Annotated in this window: 24 protein-coding genes; 16 read left to right on the top strand and 8 right to left on the bottom strand. The window is 76.0% G+C overall.

All coding sequences use genetic code 11. From position 1 onward, the window contains the following. Window positions 1-16: 16 nt before the first annotated feature. Complete coding sequence (locus ACWDD9_RS33430) at window positions 17-1447, top strand: sensor histidine kinase (protein ID WP_449813681.1); 1431 nt, start codon at window positions 17-19, stop codon at window positions 1445-1447. Here the strand turns inward: ACWDD9_RS33430 and ACWDD9_RS33425 are convergent. Continuing rightward, on the bottom strand, window positions 1428-2477 hold the full coding sequence (locus ACWDD9_RS33425; protein WP_449813663.1) for a GlxA family transcriptional regulator: 1050 nt from the start codon (window positions 2475-2477) through the stop codon (window positions 1428-1430). The two genes, ACWDD9_RS33430 and ACWDD9_RS33425, sit on opposite strands and share 20 nt — an antisense overlap. Window positions 2478-2642: 165 nt before the next feature. On the opposite strand from ACWDD9_RS33425, the gene ACWDD9_RS33420 reads away from it, so the two are divergent. Continuing rightward, window positions 2643-3233, top strand: coding sequence for a cysteine hydrolase family protein (locus ACWDD9_RS33420; RefSeq protein WP_074005777.1), 591 nt, complete (start codon window positions 2643-2645; stop codon window positions 3231-3233). 156 nt (window positions 3234-3389) lie between these two features. Then, window positions 3390-5147, top strand: a complete 1758-nt coding sequence (gene uppS, locus ACWDD9_RS33415) for a polyprenyl diphosphate synthase (RefSeq protein ID WP_449813662.1) — start codon at window positions 3390-3392, stop codon at window positions 5145-5147. On the opposite strand, the gene ACWDD9_RS33410 is transcribed toward uppS, so the two are convergent. Next, complete coding sequence (locus tag ACWDD9_RS33410; protein WP_181970893.1) at window positions 5092-5772, bottom strand: hypothetical protein; 681 nt, start codon at window positions 5770-5772, stop codon at window positions 5092-5094. The genes uppS and ACWDD9_RS33410 overlap by 56 nt on opposite strands. 339 nt (window positions 5773-6111) lie before the next feature. Between ACWDD9_RS33410 and ACWDD9_RS33405 the strand changes: the two genes are divergently transcribed. The 5 genes from ACWDD9_RS33405 to ACWDD9_RS33385 all read left to right on the top strand — a co-directional run bounded on the left by ACWDD9_RS33405 (window position 6112) and on the right by ACWDD9_RS33385 (window position 10010). Next, window positions 6112-7107, top strand: coding sequence for a hypothetical protein (locus tag ACWDD9_RS33405; RefSeq protein ID WP_449813661.1), 996 nt, complete (start codon window positions 6112-6114; stop codon window positions 7105-7107). A gap of 304 nt (window positions 7108-7411) precedes the next feature. Next, window positions 7412-8191 carry a DUF2071 domain-containing protein gene (locus ACWDD9_RS33400; RefSeq protein WP_449813660.1) on the top strand — a complete coding sequence of 260 codons (780 nt, stop codon included), beginning with the start codon at window positions 7412-7414 and terminating at the stop codon, window positions 8189-8191. Further along, the gene (locus tag ACWDD9_RS33395) at window positions 8188-8982 is read left to right on the top strand and encodes a class I SAM-dependent methyltransferase (protein WP_449813659.1); all 795 of its coding nucleotides are present in this window, start codon (window positions 8188-8190) and stop codon (window positions 8980-8982) included. The genes ACWDD9_RS33400 and ACWDD9_RS33395 overlap by 4 nt, the downstream gene beginning before the upstream one ends. Continuing rightward, the gene (locus tag ACWDD9_RS33390) at window positions 8979-9455 is read left to right on the top strand and encodes a hypothetical protein (protein ID WP_449813658.1); all 477 of its coding nucleotides are present in this window, start codon (window positions 8979-8981) and stop codon (window positions 9453-9455) included. Before ACWDD9_RS33395 ends, ACWDD9_RS33390 begins: the two co-directional genes overlap by 4 nt. 48 nt (window positions 9456-9503) lie before the next feature. Continuing rightward, on the top strand, window positions 9504-10010 hold the full coding sequence (locus ACWDD9_RS33385) for a hypothetical protein (protein WP_147409341.1): 507 nt from the start codon (window positions 9504-9506) through the stop codon (window positions 10008-10010). 25 nt (window positions 10011-10035) lie between these two features. On the opposite strand, the gene ACWDD9_RS33380 is transcribed toward ACWDD9_RS33385, so the two are convergent. Together ACWDD9_RS33380 and ACWDD9_RS33375 are read right to left on the bottom strand one after the other, a co-directional pair. Then, window positions 10036-10683 carry a response regulator gene (locus tag ACWDD9_RS33380; RefSeq protein ID WP_387829590.1) on the bottom strand — a complete coding sequence of 216 codons (648 nt, stop codon included), beginning with the start codon at window positions 10681-10683 and terminating at the stop codon, window positions 10036-10038. Further along, window positions 10668-11888 carry a sensor histidine kinase gene (locus ACWDD9_RS33375; RefSeq protein WP_387829592.1) on the bottom strand — a complete coding sequence of 407 codons (1221 nt, stop codon included), beginning with the start codon at window positions 11886-11888 and terminating at the stop codon, window positions 10668-10670. The genes ACWDD9_RS33380 and ACWDD9_RS33375 overlap by 16 nt, the downstream gene beginning before the upstream one ends. A gap of 109 nt (window positions 11889-11997) precedes the next feature. Here ACWDD9_RS33375 and ACWDD9_RS33370 point away from each other — a divergent pair, with 109 nt between their 5' ends. Together ACWDD9_RS33370 and ACWDD9_RS33365 are read left to right on the top strand one after the other, a co-directional pair. Continuing rightward, a complete protein-coding gene (locus ACWDD9_RS33370) occupies window positions 11998-12795 on the top strand; it encodes an ABC transporter ATP-binding protein (RefSeq protein WP_449813657.1) in 798 nt (265 codons plus the stop codon). Further along, a complete protein-coding gene (locus ACWDD9_RS33365; protein ID WP_449813656.1) occupies window positions 12795-15170 on the top strand; it encodes an FtsX-like permease family protein in 2376 nt (791 codons plus the stop codon). Before ACWDD9_RS33370 ends, ACWDD9_RS33365 begins: the two co-directional genes overlap by 1 nt. A gap of 28 nt (window positions 15171-15198) precedes the next feature. On the opposite strand, the gene ACWDD9_RS33360 is transcribed toward ACWDD9_RS33365, so the two are convergent. Continuing rightward, window positions 15199-15963: an alpha/beta hydrolase gene (locus ACWDD9_RS33360; protein ID WP_369808358.1), complete on the bottom strand. Its 765-nt coding sequence runs from the start codon at window positions 15961-15963 to the stop codon at window positions 15199-15201. 201 nt (window positions 15964-16164) lie between these two features. Here ACWDD9_RS33360 and ACWDD9_RS33355 point away from each other — a divergent pair, with 201 nt between their 5' ends. Continuing rightward, the gene (locus tag ACWDD9_RS33355) at window positions 16165-16971 is read left to right on the top strand and encodes a mechanosensitive ion channel family protein (protein WP_049659068.1); all 807 of its coding nucleotides are present in this window, start codon (window positions 16165-16167) and stop codon (window positions 16969-16971) included. Window positions 16972-17009: 38 nt separating this feature from the next. Here the strand turns inward: ACWDD9_RS33355 and ACWDD9_RS33350 are convergent, their stop codons facing one another. Then, window positions 17010-17363, bottom strand: a complete 354-nt coding sequence (locus tag ACWDD9_RS33350; RefSeq protein WP_049659067.1) for a DUF6401 family natural product biosynthesis protein — start codon at window positions 17361-17363, stop codon at window positions 17010-17012. A gap of 164 nt (window positions 17364-17527) precedes the next feature. Here ACWDD9_RS33350 and ACWDD9_RS33345 point away from each other — a divergent pair, with 164 nt between their 5' ends. From ACWDD9_RS33345 to ACWDD9_RS33335, 3 genes are all read left to right on the top strand, one after another. Beyond that, window positions 17528-18454: an LLM class F420-dependent oxidoreductase gene (locus tag ACWDD9_RS33345; protein ID WP_449813655.1), complete on the top strand. Its 927-nt coding sequence runs from the start codon at window positions 17528-17530 to the stop codon at window positions 18452-18454. A 135-nt stretch (window positions 18455-18589) separates the two neighbouring features. After that, complete coding sequence (locus ACWDD9_RS33340) at window positions 18590-19285, top strand: AAA family ATPase (protein WP_449813654.1); 696 nt, start codon at window positions 18590-18592, stop codon at window positions 19283-19285. Between the two features lie 93 nt (window positions 19286-19378). Beyond that, complete coding sequence (locus tag ACWDD9_RS33335) at window positions 19379-20377, top strand: zinc metalloprotease (protein WP_449813653.1); 999 nt, start codon at window positions 19379-19381, stop codon at window positions 20375-20377. Window positions 20378-20390: 13 nt separating this feature from the next. On the opposite strand, the gene ACWDD9_RS33330 is transcribed toward ACWDD9_RS33335, so the two are convergent. Further along, the gene (locus tag ACWDD9_RS33330) at window positions 20391-20774 is read right to left on the bottom strand and encodes a hypothetical protein (protein ID WP_449813652.1); all 384 of its coding nucleotides are present in this window, start codon (window positions 20772-20774) and stop codon (window positions 20391-20393) included. A 148-nt stretch (window positions 20775-20922) separates the two neighbouring features. On the opposite strand from ACWDD9_RS33330, the gene ACWDD9_RS33325 reads away from it, so the two are divergent. Both ACWDD9_RS33325 and ACWDD9_RS33320 read left to right on the top strand, forming a co-directional pair. Further along, entirely contained in the window at window positions 20923-21384 is a 462-nt protein-coding gene (locus tag ACWDD9_RS33325; protein WP_049659205.1) for a universal stress protein, read from the top strand. Between the two features lie 52 nt (window positions 21385-21436). After that, a complete protein-coding gene (locus tag ACWDD9_RS33320; protein ID WP_049659204.1) occupies window positions 21437-22285 on the top strand; it encodes a DNA-formamidopyrimidine glycosylase family protein in 849 nt (282 codons plus the stop codon). On the opposite strand, the gene ACWDD9_RS33315 is transcribed toward ACWDD9_RS33320, so the two are convergent. After that, complete coding sequence (locus tag ACWDD9_RS33315) at window positions 22233-22868, bottom strand: nucleoside/nucleotide kinase family protein (protein ID WP_416875770.1); 636 nt, start codon at window positions 22866-22868, stop codon at window positions 22233-22235. The two genes, ACWDD9_RS33320 and ACWDD9_RS33315, sit on opposite strands and share 53 nt — an antisense overlap. Window positions 22869-22887 lie beyond the last annotated feature (19 nt).

Below are 22887 nucleotides of genomic sequence, written 5' to 3'. Positions count from 1 at the left end.
CCGCGTCGCCCGGCTGGTGCCCCGCACCCTGCGGGCCCGGCTGATCGCCGGACTGCTGGTGCTGCTCGTCGTCACCTGCGCCGCCGTCGGCCTCGCCACCACCGCCGCGCTGCGCCACTTCCTGGTCGACCGGCTGGACCAGCAGCTCACCGAGTCCGGCGGACGCTACGCCGCGAGCCTGGAGCACACCGCCCAGGGCGCCGGCCCCGACACCCGGGCCCAGACCCCCGGCACCCTCGGCGTACGGCTGCTCGACGGCCGGGTCACCGCTGCGGGCGTGGTCGACGGGGACGCCGACGACGTGGACAGCCCCGGCGACGAGGACGACCGGGTCGCCTTCACCCCCGACCAGCAGCACACGCTGGCCGCCCTGCCCGTCGACGGCCCGGCCCGCACCCTCGACCTCGGCCGGGCCCTGGGCCGCTACCGGGTCCGCGCGGTCACCGGGCGGGACGGCGACGTGCTGGTCAGCGGTCTGCCGCTGCGCCCGGCCGAGGACACCGTCGAGCGGCTGGCGACCCTGGAGCTCACCGTCTTCGCGATCTCCGTCGCCGCAGCCGGTGCTGCCGGGGCCGCCTGGGTCGGCGTCTCGCTGCGCCCGCTGCGGCGGGTGGTGGGCATGGCCGAGCGGGTCAGCGCGCTGCCGCTCGCCAGCGGTGAGGTGATGCTCGCCGAGCGCGTGCCCGACGACGACCCGCGCACCGAGGTCGGCCGGGTCGGCGCCGCGCTCAACCGGATGCTCGGGCACGTCGGCGGCGCACTCGCCCGCCGCCACGCGGTGGAGGAGCGGCTGCGCGGCTTCGCCGCCGACGCCAGCCACGAGTTGCGCACCCCGGTCGCGGCGGTCCGCGGCCACGCCGAGCTGGCGCTGCGCCACCCCGGGCCGGTGCCGCCCGAGGTGCGGCACTCGCTGGAGCGGATCGACGCCGAGGCGCTGCGGATGGGGGCGATCGTCGAGGACCTGCTGCTGCTCGCCCGGCTGGACGCCGGCCGCCCGCTGGCCGAGGAGGAGGTGGACCTGACCCGGACCGCCCTCGACGCGGTGGCAGACGCCCGTGCCGTCGGGCCGGAGCACCGCTGGCGGCTCGTCCTGCCCGAGGAGCCGGTGCTGGTGCGCGGGGACGGGCACCGGCTGAGCCAGGTGGTGGCCAACCTGCTGGCCAACGCCCGGAGCCACACCCCGCCCGGCACCGAGGTCGAGCTGCGGCTCGAACGGGCGGACGGCCAGGTCGAGTTGAGCGTCACGGACGGCGGCCCGGGGATCGCGCCGGAGCTGGCAGACCGGGTCTTCGAGCGCTTCGTCCGGGGCGACCGGGCCCGCTCCCGGGCCACCGGCTCGACCGGGCTCGGCCTGGCGATCGTCCGGGCCGTGGTCGGGGCGCACGGCGGCACGGTGACGGTGGCGAGCCGGCCCGGCCGTACGGAGTTCACCGTCCGGCTGTCGTGACGGTCGTCCTGGCAGCGGTGGGGATCGCGGTGGGTGCGGCAGCCGTCCGGAAGCGCTGCCGGTAGTCGGTCGGCGTCGTCCCGAGGCGGCGGCGGAAGGCGCGCACCAGGGTGTCGACGGTGCCGAACCCGCAAGCGGTGGCGATGCGTTCGAGCGTCGCGTCGGTGGACTCCAGCCGGTGGCGGGCCAGTTCGACCCGGGCCGACTCGACGTAGGCGCTCGGGGTGGTGCCCAGCTCGGTCTTGAAGATCCGGGTCAACTGCCGTTCGCTGACGTGGGCGTGGGCCGCGAGGTCCGGGACGGTGAGCCGGCCGGAGAGGTTGCGCAGGATGTGGTGGCGCAGCTCCTCGATCCGCCGGGTGGTCGACACGGGCTCCAGCGGGACGCTGAACTGGCTCTGACCGCTGGGGCGTTTGAGGTACATGACGAGCTGGCGGGCGACCCGCAGGGCCAGCTCCTCGCCGAAGTCCTCGGCGACCAGCGCGAGCGACAGGTCCAGGCAGGCGCTGATGCCCGCGCCCGTCCAGACCTCGCCCTCGCGGATGAAGATCGGGTCCGGGTCGACCTCGATCTCCGGGTGCTCCTCGGCGAGTTGGCCGGCCGTGGACCAGTGGGTGGTGGCGCGCCGCCCGTCCAGCAGTCCGGCGGCGGCGAGCAGGTGCGCGCCGACGCAGACGCTCGCCACCCGGCGCGAGCGGGCGGCCAGCGTGCGGACCCGGTCGACCACCGCCGGGTCGGTGAGCGCGCGGACCCGGCGGCGCTCGTCCACCTCGACCGAGCCGGGCACCAGCAGGGTGTCGATCCGGCTCCGGGCGGCCTCGTCGAAGGTGAGGTCGGGCAGGATGCGCACGCCCGCCGAGGTGGTGACCGGCGCCGCCGACTCGGCGGCGAGGACGACCCGGTAGCCGGTCGCGTCGTCGGTCTCCCGGCGGACCAGGGAGAACACCTCGGGCGGGCCGGTCACGTCGAGCAGGTCGACGCCCTCGAACAGCACGATGACGATCAGCCGTTGCGCAGCCGGTGCGGGCACTGCCTGCTCCCCTCGTTCCCCGGGGCGCTCTTCCCCGTCGATGTCGGAATCTGCATGTTAGGCGACATTGCCGACACGCGAGCGCCGCCCGTAGCGTTCTCGAAGCCGGCCGCACCAGGTGTGACCTGCGAGATCCCCGACTCCCGACCGTGAAGGCGGCACCCCATGCCCACGACGACCCTGCGCACCCTCAACGGCCTCGACGAGCAGCCCGCCGCGCTCGGCGACTCGACCCTGATCATGATCGACTACCAGAACACCTACGTGCGCGGCGTGATGGAACTGGAGGGCTGGCAGGAGGCGCTCGACGCCGGTGCTGACCTGCTCGCCCGGGCCCGGGACGCCGGCGCCCCCGTGATCCACGTGATCAACGACGGCGGCGAGGGCACCCCGTACGACATCCGGGCCGAGATCGGGCGGATCCACCCGAGCGTGGCCCCGGCCGAGGGCGAGCGGGTGGTGGTCAAGCAGGCCCCGGACGCCTTCGTCGGCACCGAGCTGGGCGAACTGCTCGACGCCGCCGGCCGCCGGGACGTCGTCGTCGCCGGGTTCATGACCCACATGTGCGTGGCCTTCACGACGGCCGGCGCCTTCCTGCGCGGCAACCGCCCGACCGTCGTGGCCGCCGCCTGCGCCACCCGCCCGCTGGACTCGGCGGGCACCGGGCTGACGGCCACCCAGGTCCACCGCGCGGCGCTGGCGACGATCGGCGACCTGTACGGCGTGGTGGTGGAGTCCCCGGCCGACCTCGGCTGAGGCCGGACCGGACCGGACCGGACCGTGCGCGGAGCCGGGGCCGACGGCCGGGGTCCGCCCGGATCGCCACCGATCCGCCGCCGCCTCGTTGACCAGACGGTGCACGGCGAACAGCGGTGCACGGTGCGCGGTGGCGGAGAGGGGCGGGGAACGGGCATGGCGGCGAACGGGGCGGCAGCGGTGGGCGGTCCGCCGGAGCTGGCGGAGTCGTACCGGCTCTGCGAGCGGGAGGTGGCCGCCCACCAGGCCCCGCTGCGGGCGATCAGTGACACGCTGCCGCCCGAGGTGCGGCCGTACTTCCACGCCGTCAACGGCTTCGCCTCCCGGTCCGACCGGATCGCCGACGACGCCGCTGCCGACTCCGACTCCTACGGTGACGAGGACGCCCAGGGCGCCGCCGACCCCGCCGAGCGCGAGCGCCGGTTCGCCCGCTGGCGGGCCGACACCCTGGCCGACCTCGCGGCCGGCCGCAGCGACCACCCGCTGCGCCGGGCCTTCGTCGACACCGTGCGGCGCTGGGAGCTGGACCGGGCGCTGGTCGAGGAGTTCCTGGACGCCACCCGGGCCGACGGCGCCCGCCCGCCCGCCTTCGAGACCCACGCGGACCAGCGCCGCCACCTGCGGGGCGTCGCGGGGACGGTCACCGAGCTGTGGGCCCCGCTGCTGGGCGCGCGGGGCCCGCGGGCGGCGGGCGCGATGTCCGCGCTGGGGGAGGCCTGCCAGCTGGCGGACATCCTGGAGGACCTCCCGCTCGACCTCGCGGCCGGCCGCTGCTACCTGCCGCAGGACGACCTGCGCCGACTCGGCCTGACCGTCGCCGACTTCGGCCGGGACACGAGTCAGGACGACCGCCGACCCGACCGCCGACCCGACCGCCGCGCCCCCCTGGACGAGCTGGTCGAGAGCCAGCAGAGGCACCTGCACCGCCTGCTGGAGCAGGCCCTGCCCGCCACCTGGCTCGCCGCCCCCGGCTGCCGCCCGTTCCTGCACACCCTGCTGCTCGGCGCCCAGCTCCAGTACGACGAAGTGACCCTGCTGCGCTCACGCGTCCTGACCGAGGGCCTCACCCCGCTGAGCTCCGACGGCACCACGCCCCACCGCCGCGCCCGGCCCGCGCCTCCCGAGGGCGCGCCCGCCCACGTCGCCGTGATCATGGACGGTAACCGCCGCTGGGCCGAGGCCCGTCGGCTGCCCGCCCGGCACGGCCACCGGGCCGGGCAGCGGGCCGCGCTGCGCCTGGTCAACGCGGCGCTGCGACTGGGCATCCGCCACCTGAGCCTGTACGCGTTCTCCACCGAGAACTGGGACCGCCCGCCCGAGGAACTGACCGCGCTGTTCGACTCGCTGGCCGACGGCCTCACCCGCAGCGCGGAGGGCCTGCACGCGCTCGGCGTACGGATCCGCTGGTGCGGCCGGCGGGACCGGGTGGACGAGTCGCTCGCCTCCTCCATCGCGCTGGTGGAGAGCCTGACGTCGAACAACGGCACGCTGACCCTGACGGTCTGCGTGGACTACGGCGGACGGGAGGAACTGGCCGCCGCGGCACGGAGCCTGGCCGCCGAGGCGGTGGCGGGCCGGATCAGCCCGGAGGCGATCGGCCCGGCCGACCTCGCCCGGCACCTGTACGCCCCGGACCTCCCGGACGTGGACCTGCTGATCCGCACCTCCGGGGAGCAGCGGATCAGCAACTTCCTGCCCTGGCAGCTCGCCTACGCCGAGCTGCTGTTCGACCCCACGCCGTGGCCGGACTACGACCTGGCCCGGCTGCGCGGGGCGGTCCGGGCGTACGCGGTGCGCGAGCGGCGCTTCGGCGGCGGCGTGCCCGCCCAGTCCCGGACGCCCCGCCGCGACCGGCCCGCTACGGCTTCTGCTCCTGGGCGGCCGGAGGAGGGGTGTACGTCCCCTGGGCCGTGACGTAGGCCAGCACCGTGTCCACGGTGACCGGGTGCGCACCGAAGTTGGCGGTGTACGCGTCCACCGCCTCCTGGGTGGGGCGCAGCGGCACCCCGCTGAGCCGGACCTTCATCGGCTTCCCGGCCGGCACCGGATCGGCCGTCAGCTTGCCCTCGGTGAGGCCGCAGCGGAAGGCCGAACGGTGCCCCATCTCCGCCCCGCTCACCTCGCACCGGCCCGAGCCCAGGCCGTCCTTGATCGCGCCGGACAGGTTGACCACCCGGTAGTCGCCCTTGGAGGTGCGGACGGAGACCCCGCCGTCCAGCGCCCCGTCGCCGTGCGCCTTCGGCGGGTTGGCGAGGGACGGGTCGCCCACGGCGGAGCGGATCGGCAGGTGGACCGCCGGGCCCCGTTGGTCCAGCACCATGCGCGCCGGGGCGACGACGTCCACCATCGCGTGGAAGCGGTCCAGCTGGGCCTGTGCCTCCGGGGTCCAGCGCACCTCCACCCAGCCGTCGGAGAGCGTGCCCAGACTCCCGGTGCGGTCGGTGCCGCCGTCAACGGCACCGGCCGCCGTCCCGGTGAGCCACCCCAGTAGCGGGGCGCCCAGCGCCGCGCCCAGCAGCGAACGCCGCGTCGTGCCCATCGTCCCGAACCGTCCTTCCCTGGCCGCCCGGTACGGCCCCGGAAGCGATCATCCGTCCACCGACCGTCTCCGGGGCCGAGGCGGGGGACGAAACCACTCGTGCGGGGGGAGCGGGGAGCGGGCCGGGGTGGTTCGTCCGGGCGCGGAAGCCCCCCGGGACGGCCGCCCGCCGGGTGCCCGCCGGGTGTCCGGTCCGGCTCTCGGGTCTCCCGCCCGAGAGCCCTGAATCCGGGCCCGCCGACAGCCCGATGCTCGCCGGACGGCGGCCTGCCCGGCAATGGATTCGGTTCTCGCCGAACGGTCTTGCGGCGGTGCCGCATCCGGGCGACGATCGCGACCGTGCTGCGAATCTTCTTCGGTACGGACGACCTGGAGCGGCTCCGGGTGGCGGAGCGCCCCGACATGTCGATGGAGCTCTCCCTGAGCGTGCACGCCCTGGTCAGCGGGGTGCGCGACCCGCGTTTCCAGGCCTGGCGCGAGCAGCTGCGGGCCTCCTGGAACCCGCGCACCGCGCTGCTCTTCGACCTCTACACCCCCACGGCGATCCCGGAGTTCCTCGCGGTGCGGCGCGACCCGGGCGCCACCGAGAGCGCCACCGCCCAGGCGCCCGAGGCGCCGCTGCGCGACCACCTGCGCTCGGTCGGCGGGGAGCGGCAGTTGAGCGCCTTCGCCCGGGGCGTCGCGGCCGGCGACCGCCGGGCCCGCAGGCTACTGGGCAACGTCACCGCCGACTACCAGACCCGGGCGATCGACCCGTACCGGCGGCAGATCGAGACCATCGTCACCACCGAGCACGGGCGCCGGCGCCGGATCGCCGAGCCGGACCGGGTGCTCGGCTCGCTGCACCCGACGGTGTCCTGGCGCCGCCCGGTGCTGAGCTTCCCGCTGGCCGGCGGATGCCGGCACGACGTGCGCCTGGACGGCCGGGGGCTGCTGCTCCAGCCGTGCGTGTTCGGCCCCCGCCGGCCCGTCATCGCCCGTTTCGAGGACCCGGCCCAGCAGCCGGTGCTCCTCTACCCCGCCCGGATCGGTGGTCCCTTGCGCGCCGAGCCCGAGCCGACCCCCAGCCGCACCCTGACCGCGCTGCTCGGCCAGACCAGGGCCGCCGCCCTGGAGGCCATCGCGGCCCACGGGCCCTGCTCCACCAAGGACCTGGCGGGCCATCTCGACATCTCCACCGCCTCCGCGAGCGAGCACGCCACCGTCCTGGCCGACTCCGGCCTGACCACCAAGGACCGCACCGGTCGCTCCGTCACCCACCGCCCCACCGCGCTCGGCCACGCCCTGCTGGCCGGCCGCGTCCCCGCCCCGGACCCCGAGGACGACCTGGCCTGACCCCGCCTCCGCCACGCCCGGGGCCCTTCTCCGCCACGCCCTGACCCCGTCTCCGCCACGCCCGGTGCCCTTCTCCGCCACGCCCTGACCCCGCCTCCGCCACGCCCGGGGCCCGCGCTCGCGCAGCGCGGGCCCCGGGCGTTCGCGTACCCCGCCCACCCCTCCGACCCCAAAGTTGAACACGTTCAAAGTCGTGCGCCATGATGAGGACGCGCGAGAACACCCCGCCGCGGCCCGCGGCGAAGGGCGGTCCCGTGCTGCCCCGTCACGCTCCGAACCCCCCTACCCGACCACGGAGTCGACCGTGCGACACCTGCTGCAACGCCACCCCTTCGCGATGCGCACCCGCTTCGCGCACTCGCTCGTCCTCACCTACGCCCTGCCGCCCCGCCTGCTCGCCCCGCTGGTGCCGCCCGGCCTCGCCCTCGACACCTACACCGACCCCGACGGCGCCGAGCACGGCTTCGTCGCCGCCGCCGTCGTGGACACCCGGGCACTGCGCCCGGCCGCCCTGCCCGCCCGCCTCGGCTGGGACTTCATCCTGACCGGCTACCGGGTCTTCACCCGCTTCCCGACCCCCGGCGGCCGCACCATGCGCGGCCTGCGCATCCTGCGCTCCGACACCGACAGCCGGATGATGGCGCTCGGCGGCAACGCCTTCTCCCGCTACCACTACCGGCACGCCCGGATCGGCACCCGGGTGGTCGACGGGACCCTGGAGTTCAAGGTGGTCAGCGGCGACGGCCGCGCCGACCTGCACGTGCGCGCCGACCTCGGCAGCGCCCCCGCCGCCCTCCCGCCGGGCAGCCCGTTCGCGGACGCCCGCGCCGCGCGCCGCTTCGCCGGCCCGCTGCCCTACACCTTCGAGTACGAGCCGCAGACCCGGTCGATGATCGTGGTCAAGGCCACCCGCGCCCACTGGGAACCCGCCCCGGTGGCCGTCGAGGTGCCCCGGCTCACCTTCTTCGACCACGGCCCGCTGGCCGGCAGCCGGCCGGTGCTCGCCAACGCCTTCCACGTCGCCGGCCTCGACTACGGCTGGCACGCCGGGGAGCGCCGCACCCTCACCGGAGCCGCCCGATGACCGCCCCCGCCGCCTCCGTCCCCGCTCCCGCCCCCGTGCCGGACGGCCCCCGCCCGTCGGGTGTGCGCGAGGTCGTCCGCTACAACTGGCCGATGTACGCCGCCGGCGCGTTCACCGTCGTCGCCGGCGGGGTGCTGGCCCGCCGGCTACCCGGCCCCGCCGCCGCGCTCGCCCGGGCGGCCGCCGCCACCGCCGCCGGGTACCTCGCCCTCGGCACCCTCGCCACCTGGTGCGTCTACGACCGCTCCGGGCTCCACAGCTACGACTGGCTGCCCGCCCTGCTGCCCGACGGCCCCGGCGACCACCTGGTGATCAGCACCGGCCTGGACGAGGCCGGCCGGCCGCTCGCCGCCCGCCACCCCGGGGCCCGCGGACGGCTCGCCGACCTGTACGACCCGGCGCTGACCTCCAGCGGCTCGATCCGCCGCGCCCGCCGCCACGCCCCGCCCGCCCCCGGCGGCATCCCGGCCCGGCCGGACGCCCTGCCCGCCGCGACGGGCACCCTGGACACCGTGTTCGCCGTCTTCGCCGCGCACGAGCTGCGCCGCCCCGCCGACCGCACCGCCCTGTTCGCCGAAGCCGCCCGCACCCTGCGCCCTGGCGGCACCCTGCTGCTGGTCGAGCACCTGCGGGACGCCGCCAACACCGCCGTCTACGGCCCCGGCGCCTGGCACTTCCTGCCCCGGGCCACCTGGCTCCGGCACGCCGCCGAGGCGGGCCTGCACCCGGCCGCCGAACGCCGGATCGCCGGCCTGGTCACCGCCTTCGCCCTCCGGAAGCCCGCCTCATGACCGGGCCGACCGGACTGGCCGAGGTGACCGCCCTGGCCGAACTGACCGGTACGCCCGGACTCCTCACCCTCGAAGCCCAGTTGCGCCTGGTCGGCGCCGCCCTCGTGACCGCCGGCCTGGTCCACGCCGTCCTGCCCCGCGCCATCGGCTGGCCCGCCGACCTCGCCGGCACCACCCTGCTGACCCGCCAGGTCTCCTACGCCCACCTCTTCTTCATCGGCCTCGCCTGCGCCCTGCTCGGCCTGCTCCCGCTCTGCCTGGCCCCCGACCTGCTCGCCGGCGGCCGGCTCGGCACCGCCCTGCTGGCCGGCCAGACCCTCTTCTGGGGCCTGCGCTGGCTCTTCGAGTTCGCCTACTTCTCGCCCCGCCTGTGGCGCGGCGACCGCCTGCGCACGGTCGCGCACCTCGGCCTCTCCGCGCTGTGGACCTGGGTGACGGCGGTCTTCGCGGCCGCCCTCTGGCACACGGTCTAGGATCAGTCCCGACCCCGGCAGCCCACACAACCCCTCAAGGATCATGCGGTGACCGTTGCTTTCCCCCGTGCTCGCGCCGTGCGGTCGGCCCTGTCGGCCGGCGTCGTCCTGCTGGCGGCCACCTCCTGCTCCGGTTCGGCCGACGCCCCGCTGACCAGCGCCCAGGCCAAGCAGAAGACCGACACGTACTTCACCGAGATCTTCCTCGCCTTCCCGAAGCCGATCTCGCCGGTCGTCGACCGGGACGCCGAGGAGAAGTGCTTCAAGAAGGACGCCCCCTCGGAACCGGACGGCCGGGTCAAGGCCGTGACGTACCGCTTCCTTCGCGACATCCCGGCCGACCACCACGACACGATCTTCGACACCTTCCGCGGCCACCTCGTCGTGGCCGGGTTCAAGGTCACCGACAGCAGGCCCGGCGTGATCGTCCTCACCAACCCGGACAACGGCTTCAAGGCCTCCATCTCGGACGGCGACAACTGGCCCACCACGCTGGTCGTCGGCTTCGAGTCCCCCTGCGTCTGGCCCAACGGCACCAAGCCGCCCACCGGCTGATCCGGCCGCACCGCCCCCGCGGCCCTCACGCCCCCAGGTAGCGCAGCACCGCCAGGACCCGCCGGTGGCCGTCCACGTCCACCGGCAGGTCCAGCTTGGCGAAGATGTTGCCGATGTGCTTGTTCACCGCCGCGTCGCTGATGAAGAGTTCCGCCGCGAGCGTGGCGTTGGAGCGGCCCTGGGCCATCAGCGCCAGCACCTCGCGCTCGCGGGCGCTGAGGCGCTCCAGCGGGTCGTGCCGCAGCCGGACCAGCTGCTGGACCACCTCCCGGTCCACCACCGTCCCGCCGCCGGCCACCCGTTCCAGGCCGGCCATGAAGTCGGCCACCGCGCCCACCCGCTCCTTCAGGAGGTAGCCGACCGCCCGTCCGCCGTCCGAGTCCAACAGCCGTGTCGCGTAGGACTGTTCGACGTACTGGCTGAGCACCACCACCGGCAGCCCGGGGTACTCCCGGCGCAGCCGGACGGCGGCGCGCAGGCCGTCGTCGCGGTGGTCCGGGGGCATCCGGACGTCCGTGACCACGAGGTCGGGCCGCTGCGTGCGCACGGCGGCGGCCAGGGCGTCCGCGTCGCCGACGGCGGCGAGGACGTGGTGCCCGAAGCGGTGCAGCAGGCCGACCAGTCCCTCGCGGAGCAGGACGGCGTCCTCGGCGACGATCACCCGAAGCGGCACGGTATCTCCACGTGGAGCAGGGTCGGGCCGCCGGCCGGGCTGGACACCCGCATCCGGCCGTCGACGGCGGTGAGGCGGTCGGCGAGCCCGGTCAGCCCGCTGCCGAGCGCCGGGTCCGCGCCGCCGCGGCCGTCGTCGGCGATCTCCAGGACGAGCAGGTCCGCGTGGTAGCGGCCGGAGACCCGGGCGCGGCCGGCGCCGCTGTGGCGGGCGATGTTGGTCATCGCCTCGCTGATCAGGTAGTAGACGCCGGTCTCCAGCTGCCGGGGCAGCCGGACGGGCAGGTCCAGGTCGACGGTGACCGGGATCGGGAACCGTCCGGCCTGCTCCCGGACGGCGGCGGCCAGCCCGTGGTCGGCCAGCACCGGAGGGTTGAGGCCGCGTACGATCCGGCGCAACTCCTCGTGCGCGGTGCCGAGTTGCTCCTGCGCCCGGGCCAGCTGCGGGCCGAGCGGTGAGCCCGGCGGGACGTCCAGGTGCATCAGCCCGAGGGTCATCCCCAGGGAGACCAGCTGCTGCTGCGCGCCGTCGTGCAGGTCCCGCTCGATCCGCTGCCGCTCGGCGTCGAAGGCGTCCACCAGTCGCGCCCGGGAGGCCTTCACCTCCCGCAGCCGCGCGCCCAACTCCGCGTCGCGCGGGGCGAGCAGGGTGCGGGCGAGGGCCGCGCGGGCGCCCGCCCAGGAGGTCACCGTGTACGGCGAGGCGAGCAGCACGAGGGCCCCGAAGACCGACCACGGCCAGGTGGCGCCGTCGAGCGACGAGAAGCAGAGCGCCGGCACCCCGAAGGAGAAGAACAGCACCAGCAGGTCCAGCCACCACAGCGCGGCGGCCGAGAGCAGGGTGAAGCCCAGTTCGCGCCAGGTCACCGGTTCGGTCAGCCGGGTGGCCGCCCAGGCGCGCGGCCCCGGGGCGTCCGGCGCCCGGTGCGGGTCCTCCGCAGGGTCCAGGTCCACCAGCCGCAGCCGCCACCGCTCGACGGCCGCGACCGCCACCGCCGACAGCACCACCCCGACCAGCGGCGCCACCCCGACCAGCACCACCAGCAGCACCGCCCCCGCCACCAGGCCGGCGGCCAGCACCACCAGCGCCGCGGCCCCCACCAGCACCCCGCTCGCCAGGTACGCCAGCGAACGCCACGGCCACGCGGAGCCGAGGAAGCTCAACGGCCGTTGGGCCATCGCCTGCCATGCCGTTCTCGGACGCATGCGAAGAACGATAGTGGGGTGGTCCGTCGGGCGGGGTAGTGCAGGCACTACCTTCCCGGTGGTGCCCGGATCAGTGCCCCCGGTCCGCGGGTCCGCTGGAATCCTCGGCATGACGAACCATCGGGAACCCAGGGCGGAGCGGGGCGCCGCCGAACCACACGGAGTGGTGGAGCTGCACGACGTCCGCAAGGTGCACGGCAGCGGCGAAGGGGCGGTGACCGCGCTCGACCGGGTCACGCTCGGCTTTCCGCGCGGCACCCTGACCGCGATCATGGGGCCCTCCGGCTCCGGGAAGTCCACGCTGCTCCAGTGCGCCGCCGGACTGGACCGGCCCACCGGCGGCCGGGTGCTGCTGGCCGGCCTCGACCTCGGCGCCCAGAGCGAGCGCCGCCGCACCGAACTGCGGCGCGGGCGGATCGGCTTCGTGTTCCAGGCGTACAACCTGGTCGAGTCGCTGACCGCCGCCCAGAACGTCGAACTGCCCTCGCGCTTCGCGGGCCGCCGGAAGGGCGGGACCGTCGGCCGCGAGGAGGTGGCCGCCGCGCTGCGCGCCGTCGGGCTGGCCGAGCGCGCCGGGCACCGGCCGAGCCGGCTCTCCGGAGGCCAGCAGCAGCGCGTCGCCCTGGCCCGCGCCCTGGTCACCCGCCCCGACGTGCTCTTCGCCGACGAGCCCACCGGCGCCCTGGACACCCGGACCTCCGGCGAAGTCCTGCGCCTGCTGCGGCGGTTGGTGGACGAGCAGGCACAGACCACGGTCGTGGTCACCCACGACCCGGCAGCCGCCGCCGTCGCCGACACCGTGGTCTTCCTCCAGGACGGCCGGATCGCCGACCGGCTGGACCTCGACGGCGACCACGCCCGCGCCGCCGCCGCCGTCGCGGCCCGCATGGCCCGGCTGGAGGCGTGATGCTGATCGTCGCCAACGTCCGTGAGCGCTGGTCGAGCCACCTCGCGTGCTGGCTCGCCGTGCTGGTCGGCGTCGGGCTGATCACCGCCACGCTGACCGTCCACGAGTCCGCCCGGCCCGCCGTCCAGCCCCGCCTCTCCGCCGCCACCGCCCTGGTGCTCCCGCCGCAGGCCACCGGCCGCGGCGGCAGTGCCGAGGACCGCGTCCCGTGGAACGCCGCCGAGGCGGGGGCCCTGACCGACCGGCTGCGCGCGGCGCCCGGCGTGGCGGCCGTCGTGGTGGACCGCGCCTTCTACGCCCAGGCCGTCCGGGACGGCAGGCCGGTCCCCGACGAGGGCGCGGCCGAGGCGGGCCACGGCTGGTCCTCGGCGCGGCTGGCCCCCTACCGGCTGCTCACCGGCCGGGGGCCGGAGGCCGCCGACGAGGTGGTGGTCGACCGGTCCCTCGGCGTCCCGGCCGGCGCCCGGCTGACCGTCAACCTCACCGCCGGGCGCACCGAGTTCACCGTCGTCGGCACGGTGGACGGCCCCGGGTACTACCTCAGCGACGCCGCCGCCGCGCAGCGCGACCCGGGCGTCCGGACGATCGCCCTGCTCCCCGCCCCCGACACCCCGCCCGCCCGCCTGGCCGCGGCCGCCCGTACGGCCGTCGGCGACCGGGCGGCCGTGGTCACCGGCGAGGGCCGCGCCGCGCTCCAGCCCCGCCACGTCGAGCACCGGCGCTTCCTCGGCACCCAGGTGATCGCCGCGCTGGCCACCCTCGGCCTGTTCACCACCGGCTTCGTGGTCGCCTCGATGCTCGTCCTCGCCACCGGCCTGCGGCGGCGCGAACTCGGCCTGCTGCGCGTCCTCGGCGCCACCCCGGGCCAACTGCGCCGGATGGTGCTCGGCGAGGCCGCGCTGGTCGGCCTGCTCGGCTCGGCGGCGGGCTGCCTCGCCGGGCTCGCGGCCGCCCCGCTGCTGCGGGACGCCCTGCTGCGTCTGGACGTCGCCCCGCCGGGGCTCACCGTGCGGGTGACGGCCTGGCCGCTGCTCACCGCCGCCGCGACCGGCGTCGGCGTCAGCGTGCTCGGCGCCTGGGCGGCGAGCCGCCCCGCCGCCCGGGTGGCGCCACTGCAGGCACTGCGCGAAAGCCGCACGGGGGAAGGGCAGTTGGGCCGCACCCGGCTGATCGGCGGACTGGCGGTGCTCGGCCTCGGCACCGGTTGCGCGGTGCTCACCGCGACCGCCGCCGCGGACCGCCGGATCAGCCTGGCGATCACCGCCACCATGCTGCTGATCGCGGCGGCCGCCCTGCTCGCCCCGGTCCTGGTCGGCCCGGTGGGCCGGGTGGTGACCGCACCACTGCGACGGCTCGGTACGGCCGGCCCGCTGCTGCTGCGGGCCGGGCTGACGGCGGGCGCGTCCCGCGCCGCCGCGGCGGCGGCACCGTTGATCGCGGCGGTCGGTTTCGCCGTGCTGCTCGGCGGCGCGGTGGAGACGATGCGGGCGGCCTACCCGGCCGGCCAGGCGCTGCGGCTCTCCGGCCAGGCGATCGTCACCAACGACGGCACCCCGGGCCTCACCGACGAGGCGGCCGACGCCCACCCGGTCGGCAAGGCCGCCCTGCCGACCCGCGCCTTCGTCCACCGCGCCGACGGGACGACCGTCGTGATCGACGCCCTCGGCTCCCGCGACCCGGCCTGGAGCCGGCCCGGCGAGGCGGTGCTGGGAACGTCCATGGCGCGTTGGCTGGGCGTGACGGCCGGGCAGCGGTACCCGGTCCGCTTCGCCGACGGGGCGACCGTCCCGCTGCTCATCGCCGGGATCCTGCCGGACGACCCGGCCCGCGGCGACTTCGTCCTCGCCCGGAGCCTGGTCCGCGGCCACGACCCGGCCGCGCTGGGCGACGACCTGTTCGTCCCGGCGGAGGCGGATCCGGTGGCGGTCGTCCCGGGGACGGCCGTCCACGACGCCGTCCGCTACGCCCTGGACGACTACGACACCGACGCCCGGCTGACCGACAGCCTGGCCGCCATGCTGATCGCCGTGGCCGTCGGCTACAGCGCGATCGCCACCGCGAACAGCACCGCCCTGTCCGCCCACGGTCGGCGCCGCGACCTCGCCGTGCTGCGCTCGACCGGCGGCACCGTCCGCCAACTGGTCCTGCTGGCCGCGGGCGAGGCGGCCGTGGTGACCGCGATCGGCACCCTGCTGGGACTGCTGGCCACCCTCCCGCCGCTGGCCGGTCTCGCCTCCGGCCTCGCCCAGAGCACCGGAGCCCCGGTCACGCTCCACCTGGACCCGGCGGCGCTGGCCTCCGTGGTCCTCGCCTGCCTGCTGCTGTCGGGTACGACCGCCGGCCTGGTGACCTGGCGGGTGCTGCGCCGGGCCTGAGGAACCGGCCCCGCGGGGCCCCGGTGCCTCAGGGGTTGGCCGGGAGGGCCGGGGCGCGGCGGGGCTGGGGTGGGAGGGGGAGGGTGAGGGCTTCGCGGGAGGCGGGTGGGAGGGCGAGGGCGGAGGCGGTTTCGGCGGGGAAGGGGTGGAGGCCGAGGAGGGCGGTGGTGAGGCGGGTGGTGGCGCGGTGCCAGTCGGGGAGGCGCTGGAGCATGGCGTGGCCGCTGCCGGTGACGGTGTAGCCGCAGACCCGGGCACCCGCGGCGCGGCTGCGGGCGGCGAAGGCGCGGGTTTCGGCGGGCGGGGTGACGGTGTCGCGGTCGCCGTGCAGCAGGAGGACGTCCCGCCCGGCGAGTTGGTCGCACGGGTCCTCGGGCGGGCACCACGGTGCGAGGGCGACCAGGCCGGTGACGGAGGGGTGTCCGCCGGCCTGGAGGGCGGCGCGCCCGCCCATCGAGTGGCCGACCAGGACGGTCGGCACCGGCCCGAGCAGCGCGGTGAGTTCGTCGAGCGCGGCGGTCGCGTCCCGTGCGGCGTCGGCCCGTTCGCCGTTCCAGCCGCGGTGGCGGTAGCGGACGGTGCCGATGGCCACCCCGTCCCGCGCGGTCGCCCTGGTGAGCGCGCGCAGGAAGCCGTGCATCCGCAGCAGCGGGAGGTTGAGGCGCCCGGGCCGGGCGACGTTGTGCTCCTCGCCGCCGTGCAGGACCAGGACGGCGGCCCGGGCCGCTTCCGGTCGGACCCGCCAGTGCAGCGCCCGGTGGTCCACCGCGTGCTCCGCCGCCGTACCGCCCACTTGCCGCACCGTCCCGTCCGTCCCGCCCCGTGGCCCGTCCCCCCGGACCGCCACTGTACGCGTGCGGACGGCCGGAGCATTCACCCGAGGGGACCATCCCGGACACCGGGCGCGCGCGGCCGGGGCGGGCGCCTGCTATCCACGAAGGGTGGGGGGCCGAAGCGCCCGCTCGTGGCGCCGTGTCACCGAGTGGAGGACTCCGTGGCTCAGCAGCTCGCACTGTCCGTCGATTTCGGGTCGGGCTTCACCGAGGCCTGGTCGAAGATCGCCAAGGTCATTCCGCAGTTCATCGCCTTCCTGGCGATCCTGGTCGTCGGCTGGTTCGTGGCCAAGGCGATCGCCAAGATCCTCGACCGGGTGCTGCGCAGGGTCGGCTCCGAACGGGTCGCGGAGCGGTCCGGAGTGGCCGCCCACCTGCAGGGTTCCAAGTACGACATGACCGGCATCATCTGCAAGGTCGTGTACTACATCGTCCTGCTGATGGCCCTGCAGCTGGCGTTCGGCGTCTTCGGCTCGAACCCGATCAGCACGATGATCCACAGCATCGTCGCCTGGCTGCCGCGCGGCATCGTCGCCGTGGTGATCGTGGTGGTCGCGATGGCCATCGCCAACGCGGTGCGCGACATCGTGGGCAGCACGCTCTCCGGCGCCTCGTACGGCCGGACGGTCTCCACCCTGGTCTGGGCGTTCATCGTCGGCCTCGGCGTGATCGCCGCGCTGGGCCAGGCCGGGATCGCCACCTCGATCACCGGGCCGGTCCTGATCGCCGCGCTCGCCACCATCGCCGGTGTGCTGGTGGTCGGTGTCGGCGGCGGCCTGATCATCCCGATGCGCCAGCGCTGGGAGCGGTGGCTGGACGGCGCCGAGCGGGAGACCGCCCGGCTGCGCGGCACCGCCTACCAGGCCGGCCGCTCCGACGCGCTGTCCAACCAGCCGGTCCGGCCGACCACCCAGACCGGTCCGGGCACCCCGCCCGCGCCGGGCATCGAGGGCGACCAGAACCGGTAGCCCGCCGCACCGGGCGGTCCGGGAGGGCCTGCCGGGGCTCAGACCCCGAGCAGGCCCTGCTCGCGGACCAGCCAGCAGATCGCGGTGAGCCGGATCACGGCGTAGTCGTGGCCGACCGGCTCCCGCCAGCCGATCTCGGCGAGCGCGTCCAGGAAACCCAGCGCGTAGTCCGACAACTCCTCACGGTCCAGGGGCCGGGGCGCGAGCTCCGGCCCCTGCGCGTACAGCAGCTCCCGCAGCATCGCCGCGTGCTGGTCGACCGCCGCGACGAAACCGGGCTCGAAGGCGAACTCGGCCAGCCGGGGCGTGAAGGCCGTCACGATGCCGGGCAGCGGACAGCCGGCCGGCTCGTCGGGGGAGCGCCGGAAGGACTCGTCGGGGGTCGCGAACATCCGTCCACGGTAGGCGACCCTCCGAGCGGGAACGGGCGCCCGTGACGGTTCCGTACTGAGACCTTGGCCACCCCTGCCGCCCCACCCGGCCGGATCGGAAACGGTCCGTGGCGCGGCGGACGCGCTGTGCCGATCACCGGTCGGTCCGTACCAGAATGGCCGGCATGGATCTCCGCGTCTTCACCGAACCCCAGCAGGGTGCGAGTTACGGCACCCTCCTCAAGGTCGCCCGCACCGCCGAGGAGCTCGGGGCCTTCAGCGCCTTCTTCCGCTCCGACCACTACCTGAAGATGGGCGACGTCGACGGCCTGCCCGGGCCCACCGACGCCTGGATCACCCTGGCCGGCCTCGCCCGCGACACCAGCACCATCCGCCTGGGCACCCTGATGACCGCCGCCACCTTCCGGCTGCCGGGCGTCACCGCGATCCAGGTCGCCCAGGTGGACGCGATGAGCGGCGGCCGGGTCGAGTTCGGCCTCGGTGCCGGCTGGTACGAGGCCGAGCACACCGCGTACGGTATCCCCTTCCCGAAGGAGAAGTTCGGGCGGCTGGAGGAGCAGCTGGCGATCATCACCGGGCTGTGGAACACCAAGCTCGGCGACACCTTCGACTTCGCCGGCGAGTACTACACGCTGACCGACTCGCCGGCCCTGCCCAAGCCCGCCCAGGAGCACGTCCCGGTGCTGGTCGGCGGCCTCGGCCCCAAGCGCACCCCGGCCCTGGCCGCCCGCTTCGCCGACGAGTTCAACCTGCCGTTCGCCTCGGTGGACGACACCGCCGCCCAGTTCGGCCGGGTCCGCGCCGCCGTCGAGGCGGCCGGGCGCTCCGCCGACGACCTGGTCTACTCCAACGCCATGGTGGCCTGCGTCGGCCGCGACGACGCCGAGGTCGCCCGCCGGGCCGCCGCGATCGGCCGCGAGGTCGACGAGCTGAAGGAGAACGGCCTGGCCGGCACCCCGGACGAGGTGGTCGAGAAGATCGGCCGGTACGCGGCGGTCGGCAGCGAGCGGTTCTACCTCCAGATCCTCGACCTGGACGACCTCGACCACCTGGAGCTGATCGCCTCCCGGATCGCCCCGCAGCTGGGCTGACACCCGCCGCCGGGCCTCGACGCCACCACGCTCCGGGCCCGGCCGTGGTCGTCCGTACCCGCTCCGACCTCCGCCCTTTACTCGTTCTTGGGAATGAGCGATGCTCCTCGAAGGGGAACGGCGGGGGGAGACCGGGTGAGTGGGACGCGAACGGTGCGGACGGCGGCGGCGCCGAGGGTGCCGCCGCCGCGCACCGCCGGGGAACGGGTCGTCCTGCCCGCCTCCTACGAGCCGTCCGATCCGTCCGCGCCGCACGACCCGAGCGCCCGGCACGAGCTGCGCGGGCCCGGGCCGGCGGTCCTGCGCTACCCGGCCGGGGACCTGCTGGTCGTCACCGGCCTGCCCGGCAGCGGCAAGAGCACCCTGATGCGCCGCTGCGTCCGCGCCCCGCTGATCGACTCCCAGCTGGTCCGCGAGGAGTACGCGGCCCGGCTGCCCGGCCGCCTGCCGTACGCGCTCTACCGCCCGCTGGCCCGGCTCGCCCACTACCTGCGGTTGCGCCGGGCCGTGCTGGACGGCGGGCCGCTCGCGGTGCACGACTGCGGCACCCAGCCCTGGGTGCGCGCCTGGCTGGTGCGGGCCGCCGCCCGGCAGGGCCGCCGGGTGCACCTGCTGCTGCTCGACGCCGACCCGGCCGAGGCGCTGGACGGGCAGCGGCGGCGCCGGCGCGGCGTCTCGCGCTACGCCTTCGCCCGGCACCAGGCCGCCGTCGCCCGGCTGCGCCGCCGGATCCTGGAGACCGGACGGCCGCCCGCCGGCTGTGCGTCGGCCGTGGTACTCGACCGGGCCGCCGCGCGCGCCCTGCGGGGGATCGACTTCACGGCGTCGTAGTCTCGGCGGGTCCGCGCCGGGCGCCGGCGGGTCCGGCCGGAGCAGGCCACGGGCGCGGCCGACACCCCGTCAACTCCCCTGTCAGGAGCGCTGATGCGCCGTACTGCCCGGGTGCGCTCGCGTGCCCCACGCCTGTTCCCCTGCGCCGCCGCGCTGGTCGCCGCGGCCGGTCTGAGCCAGTTCGCCGCACCGGCCGCGCACCGCGCCGCCGTCGCTCCGGCGGTGGAGCGGTGCGCGGACGACGGCGTCGGTCCGGACGACGCCGTCGGTGCGGGCGGTGTCGCGGCGCGGCTGCCGGCCGGCAGCCGGCCGGACCGGGACCCGAACGCGGTCAGCCCCCGGCAGGCCCGGGCGATGCAGGCGGACCTCGCCCAGCGGCTCGCCGAACTGGGCGTCGGCCGGGTCCGGTCCGCCGCCCCGACCACGATCCCGGTCTACTTCCACGTGATCCACGACGGCGACGAGGGGCGGCTGGACGCGGCCGCCGTCGCGGGCCAGATCGACCACCTCAACGAGAGCTACGGCGGCCAGGGCGAGGGCAACGTCCCGAGCCCGTTCCACTTCGAACTGGTCGGCACCGACTGGAGCGACAACGCCTCCTGGTACACCGGCATGACCCCGGGCTCCTCGGCCGAGCAGGCGATGAAGACCGCCCTGCGCAAGGGCGACCAGGGCACCCTCAACCTCTACACCGCCCGGCTCGGCGATTCCCTGCTCGGCTGGTCGACCTTCCCGAACGCCTACCGGACGCACCCGACCGACGACGGCGTGGTGGTGCTCGACGCCTCGCTGCCGGGCGGCTCCGCCGTCCACTACGACGAGGGCGACACCGCGACCCACGAGATCGGCCACTGGCTCGGCCTCTTCCACACCTTCCAGAACGGCTGCCGGGCCCCGGGCGACTACGTGGAGGACACCCCGGCCGAACGCACCGCCGCCTCCGGCTGCCCCGAGGGCCGGGACACCTGCCCCGGCCCGGGGCTCGACCCGATCCACAACTTCATGGACTACAGCTACGACTCCTGCATGACCAGGTTCACCCCGGGACAGGTCCAGCGGATGGCCAACATCTGGGCGGCCTACCGGAGTTGACGATGACAGCGGATCAGCAGTGCACCACGAGGTAGAGCAGCGTCCGGTCGCCGGAGGCCCGGAACTCGTACGCCAGGTACTCCAGGGCGGAGGCGTCCAGCCAGGCGGCCGGCCGCTCCTCGGGGGTGAGCAGGGCGGGCACGAAGACGCCCGGGGAGGCCTCGTGCAGCCGGCCCCACAGGCCCAGCGTCATCTCGTCCGCGTCGACCGCCAGCCGCTTCGCCAGTCGCTGGTCCACCGGGCCGCGGGCCAGCCGCCAGTAGCGCCCCCCGGCGTCCACGAAGCCGCCCGACGCGAGCGGGTCGTCGAGGTTCCAGTACTCGTGCTCCTCCTTCGGCGGCAGGGCGGCCAGGACCTCGGCGAAGCCGCCGGCGCGGCGGCGGGGCTTGTGCGGCATCCGGGGATCCTCGCAGGCGTCGCGGGCCGCGCGCACTGGAATTGAATGCGGCGGGCCGCTTCCGGCGTGGCAGATACCGACCGTTTGTCCGATTTGATCTATGTTCGGAGGGTCGGGACCGATCAGGAGCAACCGAAGGAGCAAGGGCATGAGTGCCAATCCCCGGATCGTCGTCGGCGTGGACGGCTCGCCCGCCTCGGAGCAGGCGCTGCGCTGGGCGATCGACTACGCGCGGGCCGTCGGCGGGACGGTCCACGCGATCGCCGCTTGGGAGTACCCGGCCTTCTACGGCTGGGCCGGCGCGGGCGTGCCGACCGTCGAGGCCTTCAACCCCGAGGAGCTCGCCGGGAAGACCCTCAGCGAGACCGTCGCCAAGGTGGCCGGCGACGACGCCGGCGTGCGGATCACCGAGAGCGTGATGCCCGGCAACGCCGCCCAGGCGCTGCTGGAGGCCGCCAAGGGCGCCGCGCTGCTCGTCGTCGGCAGCCGCGGCCTGGGCGGCTTCTCCGGCGTGCTGCTCGGTTCGGTCAGCCGCCACCTCACCGAGCACGCGCCCTGCCCGGTGGTCGTGGTGCGCGAGGCCCACGGCGCCGCCGAGCAGTCGGAGTAGCGCACCCGGGGGCGGTGCCCCGGCGGGCCGCCGCGCGGACCAGAATGGAGGCATGCCAGAAGGTGACTCCGTCTACCGCGTGGCGGCCCACTTGCACGAGGCCCTCGCCGGACAGCCGCTGACCAGCGCCGACCTGCGGGTGCCCGCGCACGCCACCGCCGACCTCACCGGCCGCCGGGTGCTGGAGGTCGCCCCGCGCGGCAAGCACCTGCTCGCCCGCTTCGAAGGCGGCCTCACCCTGCACACCCACTTGAGGATGGACGGCCGCTGGGTGGTCTACCGCCCCGGCGAGCGGTGGACCGGCGGCCCGGAGTGGCAGATCCGCGCCGTCCTCGGCACCGACCGGGGCACCGCCGTCGGCTACCGGCTGCCCGTCGTGGAACTGCTGCGCACCGCCGACGAACGGCGGATCGTCGGCCATCTCGGCCCCGACCTGCTCGGCTCCGACTGGGACCCGGTCGAGGCCGTCCGCCGGCTCCTCGCCCGCCCGGGCCGCCCGGTCGTCGAGGCCCTGCTCGACCAGCGCAACCTCGCCGGGATCGGCAACGTCTACGCGAACGAGCTGTGCTTCGTCGCGGGCGTGACGCCGTGGACCGAGGTCGGCGAACTCCCGCACCCCGACCGGCTGGTGGAGCGCGCCCGGCAGATGCTGGAGGCCAACAAGCTGCGCCCCGGCCACATCACCACCGGCGACACCCGGCCCGGCTACCAGCACTGGGTCTACGGCCGGGCCGGACGGCCCTGCCCGCGCTGCGTCACCCCCGTCGTCACCGGGCGCCAGGGCTCGCCGCCGCGCGACCGGACGGTGTTCTGGTGCCCGTACTGCCAGCGCGGCCCGGCCCCGGAGGTCACGGCCGCTCGACCAGCGCGGGGTGGCGCGGGTCGTCCACCCGGACGGTGACGTCGGCCGTCGCGGCGGGCCCGGTCTCCGCCTCGTAGCGGGCGAAGGCGGGCAGCGTCCACTGCTGGTCGGCCGGGGTGCGGCGGGCCAGCGCGGCCGGGCCGAGCGCCAGGTGGACGGTCAGCTCCAGCGGCAGCCAGCGGCCGAGCAGCAGCGCGCCGTCCAGCAACAGCACGCCGCCGGGCGGGAGTTCGGTGTACGGGGCGCGGGTCGACCGGTCGGTGGCCGGGTCGCGCAGGGAGGGCAGGACGCGGCCGCTGCCGCCCGGCTCCAGCGGGTCGAGCACCTCGCGGGCCAGGGCGCCGTCGTCCAGCCAGAGGTCGTGGAAGGCGTCCGCGTCCTGGTGGCCGTACTCCAGCCGGATCGAGGCCGGGCGCAGGAAGCCGTCGGCCGAGACCCGCAGCGTCGGGTGGCCGCGCAGCCGCAGCGGCTCCACCAGCGCGTCGGCGAGCGCCCCGGGGCGGGCGGCCGCAGCGCCGTCCACGGCCACCCGCAGGCGCCGGCCGCGGGCGTCGGGCAGGGCGGCGATGCGGTCGGCGAGCAGCTCGGCCAGGTTGTCGGGGGAGATCGGGCGTACCTGCATCGGGCCGTCCTGCCGTGTC

The sequence above is a fragment of the Kitasatospora sp. NPDC001119 genome (assembly GCF_053598475.1).
Note: the sequence above shows the minus strand (reverse complement) of the source record. Positions and strands in the feature narration are given on the sequence as shown.